This window comes from Exiguobacterium sp. SH4S7, from assembly GCF_004336795.1.
Taxonomy (GTDB): Bacteria; Bacillota; Bacilli; order Exiguobacteriales; family Exiguobacteriaceae; genus Exiguobacterium; species Exiguobacterium aurantiacum_A.
On sequence record NZ_SJUT01000003.1, the window covers coordinates 378,755 to 392,276 of the forward strand.

Genomic DNA, 13,522 nt, shown 5'->3' on the forward strand with positions numbered 1-13,522 from the left:
TTTAAATCAAGTGAATACTTCTTAAGGTGAAGAAAAAATAAAGGAGTGTTGTTATGCATACCGATTTTACAAAGATGTACATTAATGGCCAGTGGGTAGACGGTTCGAGCGACAAGTCGATCGACAACGTCAACCCGTTCACGGACGAGAAGCTGTTCTCGATTCGGTCAGCAGACGAGTCCGATCTCGACAAGGCGTATCAGGTAGCTAAGGAAGCGCAAGGCGAATGGGCGGTCATGCTGCCGCAAGAGCGCCGCGCCCTGATCGAGCGGTTCGCTGAACTGACGTTACACTACAAAGACGACATCATCGACTGGCTCGTGAAAGAGTCAGGCAGCACCCGCATCAAGGCAGAAGGTGAATTCGCTGCCTCGATGGCAATCATTAAAGAGGCGTCGACGTTCCCGTTCCGGATGGACGGTCTGATCAAACCATCGATCGTACCGAACAAAGAGAATCGGGTCTACCGGAAGCCGCTCGGCGTCATCGGCGTCATCAGCCCATGGAACTTCCCGTTCCATCTCGCGGTCCGTTCGATCGTCTCGGCGCTCGCGACCGGCAACACCGTCGTCGTCAAACCAGCGACGGCGACACCGGTCACAGGCGGGCTCCTGTTCGCTTCATTGTTTGAAGAAGCCGGGCTTCCGAAAGGCGTCTTGAATATCGTCGTCGGTCGCGGCTCTGAGATTGGCGATGCCATCGTCGAACACCCGATCCCAAAACTCATCTCGTTCACGGGATCGACCGAGGTCGGGAAAGGCATTGCCGAGAAGGCCGGACGTCTGTTGAAGAAGACCGCGCTTGAACTTGGTGGCAACAACGTCTTCGTCGTCCTAGACGATGCTGATATCGACCGCGCTGTCGAATCGGCCGTCTACAGCAAGTTCTTCCATCAAGGTCAGATCTGTATGTCGACGAACCGGATTCTCGTCGCCGAATCGATTCATGACACGTTCCTCGAACGGTTTAACGAACGCGTCCGCGGTCTTAAATTCGGAAATCCGAATGAAGCCGATACACAGGTCGGACCACTCATCGACCATGATCAAATCGATCGTATCCTCGACCAAATCGATCAGACGGTCAACGCCGGGGCGACGCTCCACGTCGGTGGCAAAGCGAACGGCAACGTGCTCGAGCCGACGGTCCTTAGCGGTGTCACGAACGACATGCCGCTCGCCAAAAATGAGATCTTCGGACCGGTCGCCGTCATCTTGTCATTCAAAGACGACGAAGAAGCGCTCCATATCTCGAACGAACTCCCATATGGTCTTAGCGGCGCCGTCCACGGTTCAATTTACCGGGCGACCGAGTTTGCTCGCCGCGTCGAGACCGGGATGATCCACATCAACGACCAATCGGTGAACGACGAGCCGCACTTGCCGTTCGGCGGTGAGAAAGACTCAGGGCTCGGCCGCTTCAACGGCGAATGGGTGCTCGAGGAGTTCACGACGCTCCAATGGGTATCTGTCATGCATGAACGCCGTGAATACAAGCCGTTCTTCTCGTAATACAAAAAACTGTTTCGGTCCGTGGACCGAAACAGTTTTTTCATAGTTTCTTGACGAATTCTGACTTGAGCTTCATCGCGCCGAACCCATCGATTTTGCAATCGATATCGTGATCACCGTCGACGAGGCGGATACTTTTCACTTTCGTCCCTTGTTTGACGACGAGTGACGTACCTTTCACTTTCAAGTCTTTGATGACCGTGACCGCATCTCCATCTTGGAGCACGTTCCCGTTCGCGTCTTTAACCTCAGCGTCCGCCTCGGCCTCGGCCGCCTCGCTCGGTGACCACTCGTAAGCACATTCCGGGCAGACGAGCAAAGCGCCATCTTCATAGACGTAGGCCGACTGACATTTTGGGCAATTCGGTAGTTCTGTCATCTTGATTCCTCCATTCGATTCACTGTTGCCAGTATACCGTATTTCAGAAATATCGATAGACAACATTTAGCCTTCTTGCGGTGTTTCGGGACCTGTCAAATCCAATTGATAAAATGACAAGTCGAGCCATTTTCCAAATTTGTAGCCGGCTCGTTTGATCGTCCCTGAATGAACGAAGCCCAATTTTTCATGCGCTTTGATACTCGCGATGTTGGCAGCATCGATTCCGCCAATCATCGTCTTATAGTTACGCGCTTCCGCGATGCGGATGATTTCACGAAGCAACTTGTTGCCGACACCTTTGCCGCGATAGCCCGGATGAACGTAGACAGAGTGTTCAATCGTGTAATGGTAGGCTGGCCATGGACGGAACGGGCCAAACGTGGCGAAACCCATGACGACGTCGCCGTCTTGCCAGACGATGACGGGGTGTCCGGACGCTTTTTTATCTTCATACCAGGCGACTCGATTTTGAAGCGTCACCGGTTCATAGTGATAGACGGCAGTACTGTTGACGATGGCGTCATTGTAAATATGTAAGATGGCTTGAAGGTCGTCACGACGGCAATTACGGATCATACATACACCACTTTCATGAGTTTTCTTCATTATACGTATCTCACTCTCAAAACACACGTCGCGACGCATTTTCCACAAAAAAAGGTCAGCCGCGTCGACTGACCGTATTCCGCTCAAGCTGCTAAGCGGTCGCACATCGAAGCGCATTCGAAGCAAACGCGCGCACACTCTTGGCAGTGCTCGTGCTTATGTTTTTCGCACTCTTGGGCGCACGCCTTACACATGACCGCACAAGCCCGTGCGAGTTCGGGCACGAACGCCGAATCCCGTGTCATCGCCTCGGCGAGGAACGAGCACATAGCGGCACATTCGCGGTCGAGCCGGATGCAATCGACCATCATCTTCACATCGCGCTCTTCAAGACACGATTCAAGACAGTAGTTACACGTCTCCACACAGTCATGCAACGTTTCGAGTTCATTCGCATAAATTCGGTGAGCCATTCGGACGTCCTCCTTTTTAAGTGACACGACAACGATACGTTACTGTTGTTCCCTAATCGCCAAAAGAAAAACGACCTTCGACTAACGTCTCGGATCGTTGACAAACGTGCGGTATAAATAGGCGATGCCGTTCAACAGCCGCTCGGAATATCGCTTCGGCACGAAGCGGAGCCGGTAGAGCCGATACATCCGTTTCAAGTCTTCCCATTGATGGTCGATATGTTGCCCTTGCCGGAACCGGGCCAAATCGATCAAATAGATGCGGCCTTGCGGACTGAGGATGATGTTGCGCAAATGTACGTCTGACGGGGTAAGTCCAAGCTGCCGCGCTTTAATCAGCGCCTCGTCGACTTGCTCGATGTACGCCGCATCAATCCAAATCCCTTCGGTCAAACACTCAAACAGCGTCTTACCTTCGATATAATCGATGACGATATAGTTCGGCCCGACTTCGTACAAATATGGAAACTGAGGCAGCCCTTCGAGCGTACGATAAATCACGGCTTCTTCCGCCGCGATTTGAGTATAGCCCGGGAAGAACACTTTGATGACGAGTTGCGTGTCTTTCACGCGAAATACGGCGGCGCTCCGTCCGATCCCATGCAGCTCGAGGTCTTGGTGATAAGCGGTGGCACGCGTCTCGTGAACGTCTTGTTCGAACGACACGTCCGCATAAATTTCATAACGATTCATGAAGAACTCCTCTTTCTGTTTGTCTCTCGTCTATCATAACGGATTCCGTCACGATTGACCCTGTTTCAGCATCCCTGCTCGCGCGCAGAAAGTGACGCTGTTGGACAATACCCGTATAATGAAAGCGACAGACAATTAGGAGGAATCGATTATGCAACGAATCGCACTAACGGAAGACTTATCGTTCTCACGCATCATCCACGGAATGTGGCGTCTCGCCGAATGGGAGATGAGCCCACAGGAGCGTCTCACGTTCATCGAGCAATGTATCGAGCTCGGCATCACGACGTTCGATCACGCCGACATTTATGGCGGGTATACGTGTGAAGGATTATTCGGAGAGGCGTTGCGCCTCAAACCTTCGCTTCGTGACCAAATCGAAATCGTGACGAAGACGGGCATCAAATTGACCGGCTCATTCAACCCCGGCCAAACGCTCAATCATTACGATACGACGAAAGCGCATATCATCAGCCAAACCGAACGTTCTTTGAGCGAGCTCGGGATTGACCAGATTGATACACTTTTGATCCATCGTCCCGATCCGCTCATGGATCCAGATGAAGTCGCCGAGGCGTTCATCACGTTGCAACAGAGCGGAAAAGTTCGGACGTTCGGCGTCTCGAACCACGCACCGTCGACACAGCAACTGCTGCAGTCACGGTTACCGTTCAAACTCGTGACGAACCAGCTCGAGCTCTCGCCGATGCAGTTGAAACATTTCGAAGATGGTTCTGTCGACCTATGTCACGAAAAGCGGATGCCGCTCATGGCCTGGAGCCCGCTCGCCGGAGGCCAGTTATTCTCTGCAGACGACTACGCGCCACTTCGTGAAAAGCTTGAAGAGATCCGCGTCCGTCATGACGCTAGCGGTATCGATTCAATCGTCTATGCTTGGTTGCTCAAACATCCGGTCAATATCATGCCGATCATCGGCTCTGGGAAAATTGAACGAGTCCGCACTGGCGTCGACGCACTTGAAATTGAGCTCAGCCGTGAAGAATGGTTCGAAATTTTGAAAGCTTCACGCGGTCGCGACGTCGACTAAAGGAATATAAAAACCAATAAATACCTATAAAACCCATACTCCATTTCAACGTTTTCCGTTCGTTTTTTAGCAATGACGCTATATCAGGGTTCATTCGTCAAAAATCGACAACGTTCAAATCGAGAAATTCCATTTCTTATCCATAAGTGTAAACCGGACCCGCTCAGTTCAAGTCGAGCGGGTTTTTCGCTTTTTTATTAAAAAAACACATTAGTTTTCCTAAGACTAAAGTCACAAAAAATTGGTGCTAAAATGATGAAAGTTATTCATCGAAGGAGTGCACCGCTGTGAAAAAGTACCTGCTTTTCTGTACGCTTGCCATTTTGTCATTCCTATTTGGATGTGAGGAAGAACATGCTTTTCGTTTACATACAGCTCCAGAGTACTATCAAGGTCGCGCCACGCTTCCTTCGGGGCAACAAATCGAGATGACCGAGTCCGACCGGACGAACGTGCTCGATGCTTGTTATCCAGAAGATGCGATCACGAACGTTCCCGCCGGCGACCGCCGTTTAGTCGGAACGGTCACGTTGACGCAGCCGTTGACGACGACAACGTCAACCGAAGCGTTCCCGACCGCTACATTCTTTGAAGTGGAGAATCAGTCTTATGTGCAATGTCAGGCAGGCACAATCACTTATATCAAACAAGTCGCATCCGTTCCCGACAGTCTCACCGCTTTTCAAGACTTGTCCGTCACTTATCCGTCCATCTCGAAACTGCGAAACGCTCAACCGCACGAACGACTTCAATTTCTAAACGAGATGGACAAACCGGTCGGCAACGAACCGTATCCTCTCCGGACTGCTCTCGAGCAAACGCTCGTCCACGTGACGATGCCGTTCAACGGTTCATATGAGTTCACATTCGAGTCAACGGACACGGCCGAGACCCTCGTGGTCCCTATTGATCTATCTTCTAGACAGCCGTTTCTCTCGATTGGATTTGGTACCGAGTCTGCTGATGGCGAACAGCGCTACGGCATTTACACCTCGTCGAACCAAGAGCTCTATCACGATGTAGTCCGACCACCTGACGCGACGTTCGACCGTTTTCTAGGAGTCCGGCAAGCAAGTGCGCTCCCATCGACACTCGTAGCGAACGAACGCTATCCGTTGTTCAGCTTCTCGTTCACCCGCGATGGAAAAGCCCATAAACAAGTCGTGTCGATCACCTATAAAGAAGAAACCTTGTTGCGCGGGGATAGCTTGAAGAACAAAATGCGCCAACAATTCGACCACCGCCGGCACGTCGTCTTTCACGAGCTCGCCTTGATCGGTACGGAATCGAAAGACGAGCCGTTTTTAAGCCACGCCACAGCTGACGATACGCAATTCATCTTCAATGCGATCGAGCGCGCGAAAGCCGTCTCGAAAGCCGGCACACCTGCCTCGACCCCTTATTTGACCGTCTTCGAAGGCATATGTGCACAAACGTTCGACGTCAGCTATGAAGGAAATGACGTGTTTTTGACGAATACGAAGACTGGGTCTCATTTCCAGCTACTCCGCGACGATGCGGCCAAGTGGCAGGCCCAATTCATGGAGTAAAGGGGGCAAATGGCGTGCGAACCATCGGCATCACAACGTTGCTCATGGCGACAATCATCTTGACCGGTTGCACAGAACAAGAGTCCGCGCTCGACCTCAAAGTTCGCCCCATCCTATTCGACGGCTATCATTATGAACCGGACCAACAGTCGATGCAGCTCGACGAAACGGAACAGATTGCCGTGCATACGATTTGTGACGACACCGGCGCGATTTTCCTCCCGAACAGCACCTTCGTCTATGACGGGACGTATCGCAGTTTTTCACGCTTTTCGTCAGATGTGGCGTCTCCCTTGACGAGCATGACAGTGTTCCATGACGACGAGGCGACATACGCCTATTGCCAAACCGACGCCAGCCAATACATGAAACAAATCGATCCCGAACGCTTCTCGATTGCCCGGCGTGAAACGGCTGCCGAGCCCATAAGACCTCGTTCACTGAGTAGATCCGATGAGGTGCATCAAGCGGTCAAAAGCAATCTTGAGGACGATCTCTTTTTCGAAGTGATGCCTTTCACCTCACCGTTTGTTACGCTGCACTCTCCTCTCTTCGCCTCACTCGCTCTAGAAGTGAAGACGCAGGACTCGTCGACGACATCTTTTCACCCATTTGACCCGAACATGAAGACGATGACGCTGTCGCTTTATCTCGTCAAGATGGACGGGGTTGTCCAACCGCTCTTGATTCAATCTTCTGAAAACAACATGGCATACGGGTCGCTCGATTCTGTTCCAGATGGCGGCATCCCGACACTTTCAACCGTCTATCCTCTCCCTGACGAGCTTCAATTCGGCAACATGTATCCGCTCTGGGAGTTGACGTATGATGTCAACGGTGAGACGGTCAAGCAAACGGTCTCGTTGTCTTATGAGCCGCCGGTGATGATGACACAGTCAGAAGTCGACGCAGCAACAACAGAAGAAGTCGAGGAAGCGACCATCGGTTATTTCCATAAGACGTCGCTCTCCGGTAAGACCGAACTTCATCATTTGGACGCCATCCAGACGACCACTGCCGACGGAGAAACGCTTAAACAGATGCTGCAGCGGGCCGAACGCGTCAACCGGAACGGTGAGGCGGCCGCATATCCGCTATTCACCTTGGCCGAAGGCGTTAAGTCCCAAACGTTCGACGTGACGCTCCATGAACGTTCCAAAAAGACGGACGTCTATGTCACGACCAAAGGTAACCACTACAAACTCAGTTCCGAGGACAGCGCCACCTGGCTGTCGCTCGCCCCTTATTGACAGACGGTCTCCTGGCCGTCTGTCTTTGCACGTTCAGAGAGCAAAATCACCCGTTTCTAGATCGTCCATGTGCGACAATGGAGCCAAACGCTTTCGAAGGAGATGGTCTGATGACGAGACGATTTGACCGCGATGTCGCCGCACACTGGCAAGTCGCGTATAAACAGAACGGCTATCCGCACGTCCAACAAGGGTGGGTGTTACCCCCGGAACGAAAAGACGAGTTCGACCCGTTTATTTTAATGGCCGAGGATTGGTTCAAGCGTGGCACGTTCTCTGACCATCCGCACCGCGGGTTTCAGACGATCACGTACGTCATCGACGGTCGGCTCGAGCATATCGACAACCATGGCGGTCATTCGGTTTTAGACGCCGGTGACGTTCAATATATGAACGCCGGTTGGGGAGCCCGGCATGCCGAGGAAGCCGTCGATGACGACTTGATCCATACGCTGCAACTATGGCTCAACTTGCCAAAATCGCTCAAATCGACGACGACATCCTATCAGAACGTATATGTCGAAGACGCCCCGGTCGTACCGATCGACGGCGGGCAGGTGCGCGTCTACTCCGGCGACGTCGCCGGGGTAACGGGGCCGATGAACAGCCTCGTGCCGATCACGATGAGCGAAATCAGTCTGAAAGCCGGTGCCGTCTACGAGCACGTCTTGCCGACAAACCATAACGGATTCGTCTACGTGCTCGCCGGTTCAGTCGAGCTCGGCACGTCGGCGACCCCGCTCGCGAAAACGCACGTGGCGACGCTCACGTACGACGAAACAGCAGACAGCATGAGCGCACTCCGCGTCAAAGCGACGTCACGGGCCCGCCTGCTCGTCTACTCAGGACAGCCGATCCGTGAGGACTACATCGCCCATGGTCCGTTCGTCATGAATACCGAGGACGAGATTCGCCAAGCGTTCCGCGATTATCATGCCGGTAGTTTTGGACCCCCTGCACAATAACAAAAAGCCACGCGGCAGCGTGGCTTTACTTCGTTTTATCCGGCATGAGTACCGTCTGCTGGGTCGGAACCCGACCGATCGGTACGGTCCGTTCGACGAGGACGTATCGTTTCCCGTCCACCTCAAACTTCCGGTCGCCGAGATAATGGGCCGACTTGCCGTCCTCATAGAGTTTCGTCAAAATCGCCGGCACGTATTGATTCAAGTCCGTGTGATGATCATCGAGCGTCATGACGATATTGCCTTTGCTGTATCCCATCCACTGGTTCGACATGAAAAACATTAAAGAAATCACTCCGATGATCCCAATCACTAAAATAACCGTTTCCATCCAATCCCTACTTTCAACGTTTATGAAATTGCTCGTCGTAACGACGGGCCAATACGAGCACGAGTCCAATCAAAAGTACCGATGAGATCGCCGGAATGAAGTCCGGCAACGCATCCCCGGCGCTCAAAAAATCAAACGTTCCGTGAAACAGGATAGCCGGCCAGATGCTGAAGTCAGCCTGAACGGTCAACCAGCCTAAAAAGAAGGAGCCGAAGATAAGTCCAATCGTCCAACCGGCAATCATGAACACCGACATGTCTTGAAAATCTGGGTCGTATAAAAAGACGGGCACATGCCAAAGCGCCCAAACGAGCGCGACCACGAGCGTCGCCGGTCGGACCGCCATCCGTTCTGATAGCGTCGGCAGCAAATACCCGCGCCACCCGCTCTCCTCACCAAACCCGTATGTCGCCACCCAAACGAGCCATAACACAAACGGCGACCAGTCCGGAAGCTTGTCGTTGGCAAACCAATTCGAACTATTTGAGACTTCCGGCATCATACTGACGACGAGGACACCGATTGCGAAAAACAAAACGGGTAGAGACACGGCGAGTAACGTCCAGCGAATCGTCAAGCGGCCATAGGCGCGCTCAAACAATCGACGACACCCTGACCACCCATCCGTCCAAGCCGTCGTCAGCCATGCCGCGACGAGCGGTCCGAACGCCCCAGCGAAATGCAGCAGCGAAGACGAAGCACCGGTCGAGCGGACAAGCCAGATGTTCAGACCCCACCATGACCATGACCACGCGAACGTGAACACGATAAATAGCACGAGGCGCCGCGTCATGATCCGTCTCCCCTTTCTAAAGGTGCTTCACGACGATTTGACGTTTCGCTTGAAAGCCGACACGTTCTTAAAACGTGGCGGCTTCTTCGTCAACCGAACTAGTGGGGCGCAAGCGCATCATAAACCGCCCCCAGTGTGCGTGCCGTTTCGGTCTTCCGTGACCCCGTGTGGCTTTTCATCACCACGCAACACGTGGTTCGAACTGACCGTCGCTGTTCCGTTCAACCGGCGCTGAATCGGACGGGCGAGAAAATAGCCGCCGAACAACGAAGCCGGAAACACGAGAACGGCTGTCCCTAAGACGAGATAAGTATAACGTTGAATCTCTTCCGTTGCCGGGACGAACTGATGGACCCCATAGCGCAAGCCAAAGAATAATCCGATGAATACGAGCGCGAAAAACGAGTATTCGATACATTTCCCAAGAAATTGCTTCACTTTATCTCCCCCCTCAACTTGTTATCTATCGTTACGAGATGAAGCGAGAAAAAGTTTCATTTCTGTTGCTGGGACAAATACCAAAGCGTCGCCACTCGCTCCGTTTCGGACACCCATTCTTGTTTTCCTTGGATGTAGCTTTCGATATCTTCCGGATGTTGGCTCGCGAGCTGTTGTTTGAGAGCGGCATATTCGGCACGTACGTCCGGAAATGCCATCAAGTAGTCTCGAAAGGCCAAATGCCGGACGACCCCTTCGTCCCCTTCCTCGAAGACGTGGACATGGACCGTCCGCACGTCCGCACCTTTGGCGAAGAAGCGCCGTCTCGGAATACCGTGCTCGCCGAAACTGCGATAACCGAGGGCCTCCATGTGACCGATCAATCCATCGACGCGTTCGATTTGGCGAACGACCGGCATGATATCGATGATCGGTTTGGCGTCAAGACCCGGGACAGACGTGCTGCCGATATGATGAATCACAATCAGTTCACCGTCGAGCAATCGTTCGAGCCTGCTCGACTCGTCCTCAAACTTTTCCGTCCATGCTGTATCGTATTCCACAACCTCAACTTTTCTCATGTTGCTTCCTCCTTATTCCACGACAATTGACACTCATTGTCATCATACCCGTTTTCTCAAGTCTTTAGAAATCCGCTTTGCCGACAGAAAGGTTTGTCGCGTCGCAAAATGGGAAATGCTTATACTAATGAAATCAGAACTGGAGAGTGGACCGTATGTTGACACAAAAACAAATCGATACGTTCAAAGAACGTCTACTAAAAGAGAAAGCCAAGACCGAAGGGTATCTGGAAAATCGTGAAGAAGTTTACGACGAAGGAGAGTTGTCGCACTATGACAACCATCCCGCCGATTCGGGAGAAGAGCTGTTTTTACGCGAACGTGACCACGCACTCACTGAACTCGACGAAGAATTTTTAACGGACGTCGATAAGGCGCTTCTCGCCATCAAAAACGGGACGTACGGAAAATGTGAAGTGTGCGGGAAAGAAATTGAACTCGATCGGCTCGAGATCATCCCAGAAGCGACGCTTTGCATCGAACATGCACGTGAGCAGGAAGAACAAGAGCATCAAACAGACCTCGATCGTCCGGTCGAAGAAGATGTCCTCAATGCGTCTGAGACGGCTGCCCATAAACAGCTCGACGGAACAGATGACGCCGGGCAAAGTACTGACGCCTTCAGCCAAGTCGAAGACTTCGGAAGCTCGGATACAATCGCCGACACCAAAGGCAATCACGATCCAACCCGCGAATGAACGAGAGCCGCTGCAATGCGGCTTTTTTTGCGCAAAAAAAACACGACGCTACGCCGCGTCGTGTCAATAAACCGCTTTGATTGGTGATGTGCCGCCGAGTACTTCCGCTACGTCCATCGGATTGACCGTATTGCCGGCCGAACTTGACGAGTAACCGTATTTTCCTTGATGCACCTCGAAATGTAAGTGAGGACCTGAAGAGTTGCCCGTGTTGCCGATTTGGCCGATGCCTTCACCTTGAAGCAACGCTTGGCCTTTCTTCACTTCGATTTTATGCATATGGGCGTAGACGGTCGTCCACTTCTGTCCGTTCAAGTCATGCTCGATGAAGACGTGCTTGCCGTAAGGGCCGCTCGTCTTGACGTCGATGACCTTGCCGTCAGCCGCTGCGTAGATCGGTGTCCCGACTTTGGCGGCGATATCGATCCCGTTGTGGAACGTATAGCCGAATTGTCCACTAGCGGGGCCGAACCCTTGTGACAGACGTCCCGTCGCCGGAATCATAAACTGATCTGGTGCGATGGCTGCTTTTTGCTTCTTCAAATCTGTTAATTGCGCAGCTTGTGCCTTCAACTGCTTATACGCTGCCGCATGTGAAGCCTTCACCTGTTCCCGCTCGGCCTTCACTTCGGCCTGTTGATCACTCAATTCGTCTAACGCTCGAGCAGCTTCAGCTTCTCTCGCTTTTAAATCTGTCTCGGCTTTTTCGGATTCCGCCGCTTCCGCCTTCGCGCTAGGAAGGACAGACGACAGTACTTGTTTAAACAAAGACGTCTCTTCAGGGGTCGAAGCCGTTTCATACGCTTCGAGCTGAGTGCTTACTTGATCTAGTTTAGCTTGAAGCGCATCCGCCCGTTCATCGACCGCCTGCACGTGACGTTCCGCCTTTTCAACCGCTTGCTTTGATGCGCGAACATCGCGCTCTATCTTCTGAAGGGACTTCGTCGTCTTGACGAGCTCTTGCGGGGTAAGTTGATCTGCTGAGGCCGACGCTGGGCCATTCAAAACGAGTACGCCGACACCGACAGTTAGTAAAAGTTGTTTCCACATATATTGATAAAACCTCCAAATAGGATGATTCGCTAGCTATATAAAAAGCTACAAGTGCGAATATATCACCCCTACCTGAAAAGTTCAATATATGAAGCATTTCATTTATATGTCTAACATTTCAAAACGGTGAGCAAGCACTCTCACAAACTTCACGAATAGTTCATCACCGTTTGTCTCGCTTCATTTTTAGGACGACAAAGACGATACCCACAGCAGTTATAAACGTCACCGCCGGGCCCCCGAACAGAAAGACACGGTCGATTGAAGGAGACAAGTTCGTCGTCAATCCGAGAATCGTGAACAAGTTTCCGACGATGAGACCGACCATCAACATAGGAAGAAGACGTCTCATCAGACACCTGTCTCGCGCTTCACCATCTCAAACTGGGCGATGGCATCTTGTTTGAACCCGAGCGTTCGCGCCGCCTCGATCAATTCAGGACGATCCGACGTGAGCGTCAACTTGATCGGTCCATTCGCTGCGGCCGCCCGCAGGAGCCATTCCGCATCCTCATCCCGGCCGAAAACGTCGAGGAGGACGCCTGACCGGAACAAGAGCGCCCCTGTTTTGTCGCCTTCTGTGATCCGGACGAGCTCGGCTCGTTGCTGGGTCGTCCGCGCGTCCGTTTGCCAGATCGGTCGGTGCGATGCCGACGGGTAATAGCGATCGAACAGCGTCACGATCGGTTCGATCGCGCGTGTCGCTTCCGTTTCGGTCGGAACGGAGTCGAAATAAAAGATTTCGCGCACCGTCTCGTACCCGAGCCGCTCGTACAAAGCGAGTGCCGCGTCGTTGCCTTGGATGACTTCAAGTAGACGTGTCCCCGTTGCCTGCTCGTCAAAACGGCGCATCAACTCGCGGGCAATCCCTATTTTTCGAAACGCAGGGGAGACCGCCAGACCACCACAACGCGTGACCCAACCTGTCTCTAAATGGGCCACCCCACTCAAGACGACACCGACCGGACGTCCGTCCGCATACGCGACGATGGAGCGTGACGGTTGATTTTGATCCCGGACGAGGAAGGTCGATTCGAATCCTGCCGCATCCATGTCAAAGCGAATTATGTAATCAGAAAACCCGTCCATGAAAGCTTGATACATGTCGGATAGTGGTGCATTTTGTTGATACGAGATCTGTTGGTCCATAGTTGGTCCTTTCCCATTCATTTTTTGTATACTGAAAGTGCGCTACTTCTAATGAGGGAGG

At 52.5% G+C, this 13,522-nt stretch carries 17 protein-coding genes; 6 read left to right on the forward strand and 11 right to left on the reverse strand.

The features are described from left to right. The first annotated feature begins 53 nt into the window (after positions 1–53). Entirely contained in the window at positions 54–1,511 is a 1,458-nt protein-coding gene (locus EVJ29_RS08665) for an aldehyde dehydrogenase family protein (RefSeq protein WP_131464822.1), read from the forward strand. 40 nt (positions 1,512–1,551) lie between these two features. Here EVJ29_RS08665 and EVJ29_RS08670 read toward each other — a convergent pair whose 3' ends face one another. The 4 genes from EVJ29_RS08670 to EVJ29_RS08685 all read right to left on the reverse strand — a co-directional run bounded on the left by EVJ29_RS08670 (position 1,552) and on the right by EVJ29_RS08685 (position 3,605). Then, positions 1,552–1,890 carry a zinc ribbon domain-containing protein YjdM gene (locus EVJ29_RS08670; protein ID WP_070329273.1) on the reverse strand — a complete coding sequence of 113 codons (339 nt, stop codon included), beginning with the start codon at positions 1,888–1,890 and terminating at the stop codon, positions 1,552–1,554. 66 nt (positions 1,891–1,956) lie between these two features. Further along, positions 1,957–2,469 carry a GNAT family N-acetyltransferase gene (locus EVJ29_RS08675; RefSeq protein WP_070329274.1) on the reverse strand — a complete coding sequence of 171 codons (513 nt, stop codon included), beginning with the start codon at positions 2,467–2,469 and terminating at the stop codon, positions 1,957–1,959. Between the two features lie 113 nt (positions 2,470–2,582). Continuing rightward, a complete protein-coding gene (locus EVJ29_RS08680; protein WP_070329275.1) occupies positions 2,583–2,912 on the reverse strand; it encodes a four-helix bundle copper-binding protein in 330 nt (109 codons plus the stop codon). A gap of 81 nt (positions 2,913–2,993) precedes the next feature. After that, complete coding sequence (locus EVJ29_RS08685) at positions 2,994–3,605, reverse strand: serine/threonine protein kinase (RefSeq protein WP_070329276.1); 612 nt, start codon at positions 3,603–3,605, stop codon at positions 2,994–2,996. A gap of 151 nt (positions 3,606–3,756) precedes the next feature. Here EVJ29_RS08685 and EVJ29_RS08690 point away from each other — a divergent pair, with 151 nt between their 5' ends. The 4 genes from EVJ29_RS08690 (at position 3,757) to EVJ29_RS08705 (ending at position 8,418) form a co-directional block, all read left to right on the forward strand. Next, positions 3,757–4,653, forward strand: a complete 897-nt coding sequence (locus EVJ29_RS08690) for an aldo/keto reductase (RefSeq protein WP_070329277.1) — start codon at positions 3,757–3,759, stop codon at positions 4,651–4,653. A 287-nt stretch (positions 4,654–4,940) separates the two neighbouring features. Next, positions 4,941–6,203 carry a hypothetical protein gene (locus tag EVJ29_RS08695; protein ID WP_236633488.1) on the forward strand — a complete coding sequence of 421 codons (1,263 nt, stop codon included), beginning with the start codon at positions 4,941–4,943 and terminating at the stop codon, positions 6,201–6,203. 14 nt (positions 6,204–6,217) lie between these two features. Continuing rightward, entirely contained in the window at positions 6,218–7,453 is a 1,236-nt protein-coding gene (locus EVJ29_RS08700; RefSeq protein ID WP_131504976.1) for a hypothetical protein, read from the forward strand. Between the two features lie 110 nt (positions 7,454–7,563). Next, on the forward strand, positions 7,564–8,418 hold the full coding sequence (locus tag EVJ29_RS08705) for a pirin family protein (protein ID WP_201739001.1): 855 nt from the start codon (positions 7,564–7,566) through the stop codon (positions 8,416–8,418). A 25-nt stretch (positions 8,419–8,443) separates the two neighbouring features. On the opposite strand, the gene EVJ29_RS08710 is transcribed toward EVJ29_RS08705, so the two are convergent. The 4 genes from EVJ29_RS08710 to EVJ29_RS08725 all read right to left on the reverse strand — a co-directional run bounded on the left by EVJ29_RS08710 (position 8,444) and on the right by EVJ29_RS08725 (position 10,561). Then, positions 8,444–8,692 (reverse strand): hypothetical protein, encoded by a 249-nt coding sequence (locus EVJ29_RS08710; protein WP_233589656.1) that lies wholly within the window; start codon positions 8,690–8,692, stop codon positions 8,444–8,446. Between the two features lie 70 nt (positions 8,693–8,762). After that, positions 8,763–9,542 carry a CPBP family intramembrane glutamic endopeptidase gene (locus tag EVJ29_RS08715; protein WP_131490313.1) on the reverse strand — a complete coding sequence of 260 codons (780 nt, stop codon included), beginning with the start codon at positions 9,540–9,542 and terminating at the stop codon, positions 8,763–8,765. 117 nt (positions 9,543–9,659) lie between these two features. Continuing rightward, the gene (locus tag EVJ29_RS08720) at positions 9,660–9,980 is read right to left on the reverse strand and encodes a hypothetical protein (RefSeq protein ID WP_131504978.1); all 321 of its coding nucleotides are present in this window, start codon (positions 9,978–9,980) and stop codon (positions 9,660–9,662) included. Between the two features lie 56 nt (positions 9,981–10,036). After that, positions 10,037–10,561 (reverse strand): GrpB family protein, encoded by a 525-nt coding sequence (locus EVJ29_RS08725; RefSeq protein ID WP_070329282.1) that lies wholly within the window; start codon positions 10,559–10,561, stop codon positions 10,037–10,039. Between the two features lie 155 nt (positions 10,562–10,716). Between EVJ29_RS08725 and EVJ29_RS08730 the strand changes: the two genes are divergently transcribed. Then, positions 10,717–11,259 carry a TraR/DksA C4-type zinc finger protein gene (locus EVJ29_RS08730; RefSeq protein ID WP_070329283.1) on the forward strand — a complete coding sequence of 181 codons (543 nt, stop codon included), beginning with the start codon at positions 10,717–10,719 and terminating at the stop codon, positions 11,257–11,259. A gap of 63 nt (positions 11,260–11,322) precedes the next feature. Here EVJ29_RS08730 and EVJ29_RS08735 read toward each other — a convergent pair whose 3' ends face one another. The 3 genes from EVJ29_RS08735 to EVJ29_RS08740 form a co-directional block, all read right to left on the reverse strand. After that, entirely contained in the window at positions 11,323–12,309 is a 987-nt protein-coding gene (locus EVJ29_RS08735; RefSeq protein ID WP_131504979.1) for a M23 family metallopeptidase, read from the reverse strand. Between the two features lie 166 nt (positions 12,310–12,475). Then, on the reverse strand, positions 12,476–12,664 hold the full coding sequence (locus tag EVJ29_RS15415; RefSeq protein ID WP_131439518.1) for a hypothetical protein: 189 nt from the start codon (positions 12,662–12,664) through the stop codon (positions 12,476–12,478). Continuing rightward, on the reverse strand, positions 12,664–13,461 hold the full coding sequence (locus EVJ29_RS08740; RefSeq protein WP_131504980.1) for a GNAT family N-acetyltransferase: 798 nt from the start codon (positions 13,459–13,461) through the stop codon (positions 12,664–12,666). The genes EVJ29_RS15415 and EVJ29_RS08740 overlap by 1 nt, the downstream gene beginning before the upstream one ends. Positions 13,462–13,522 lie beyond the last annotated feature (61 nt).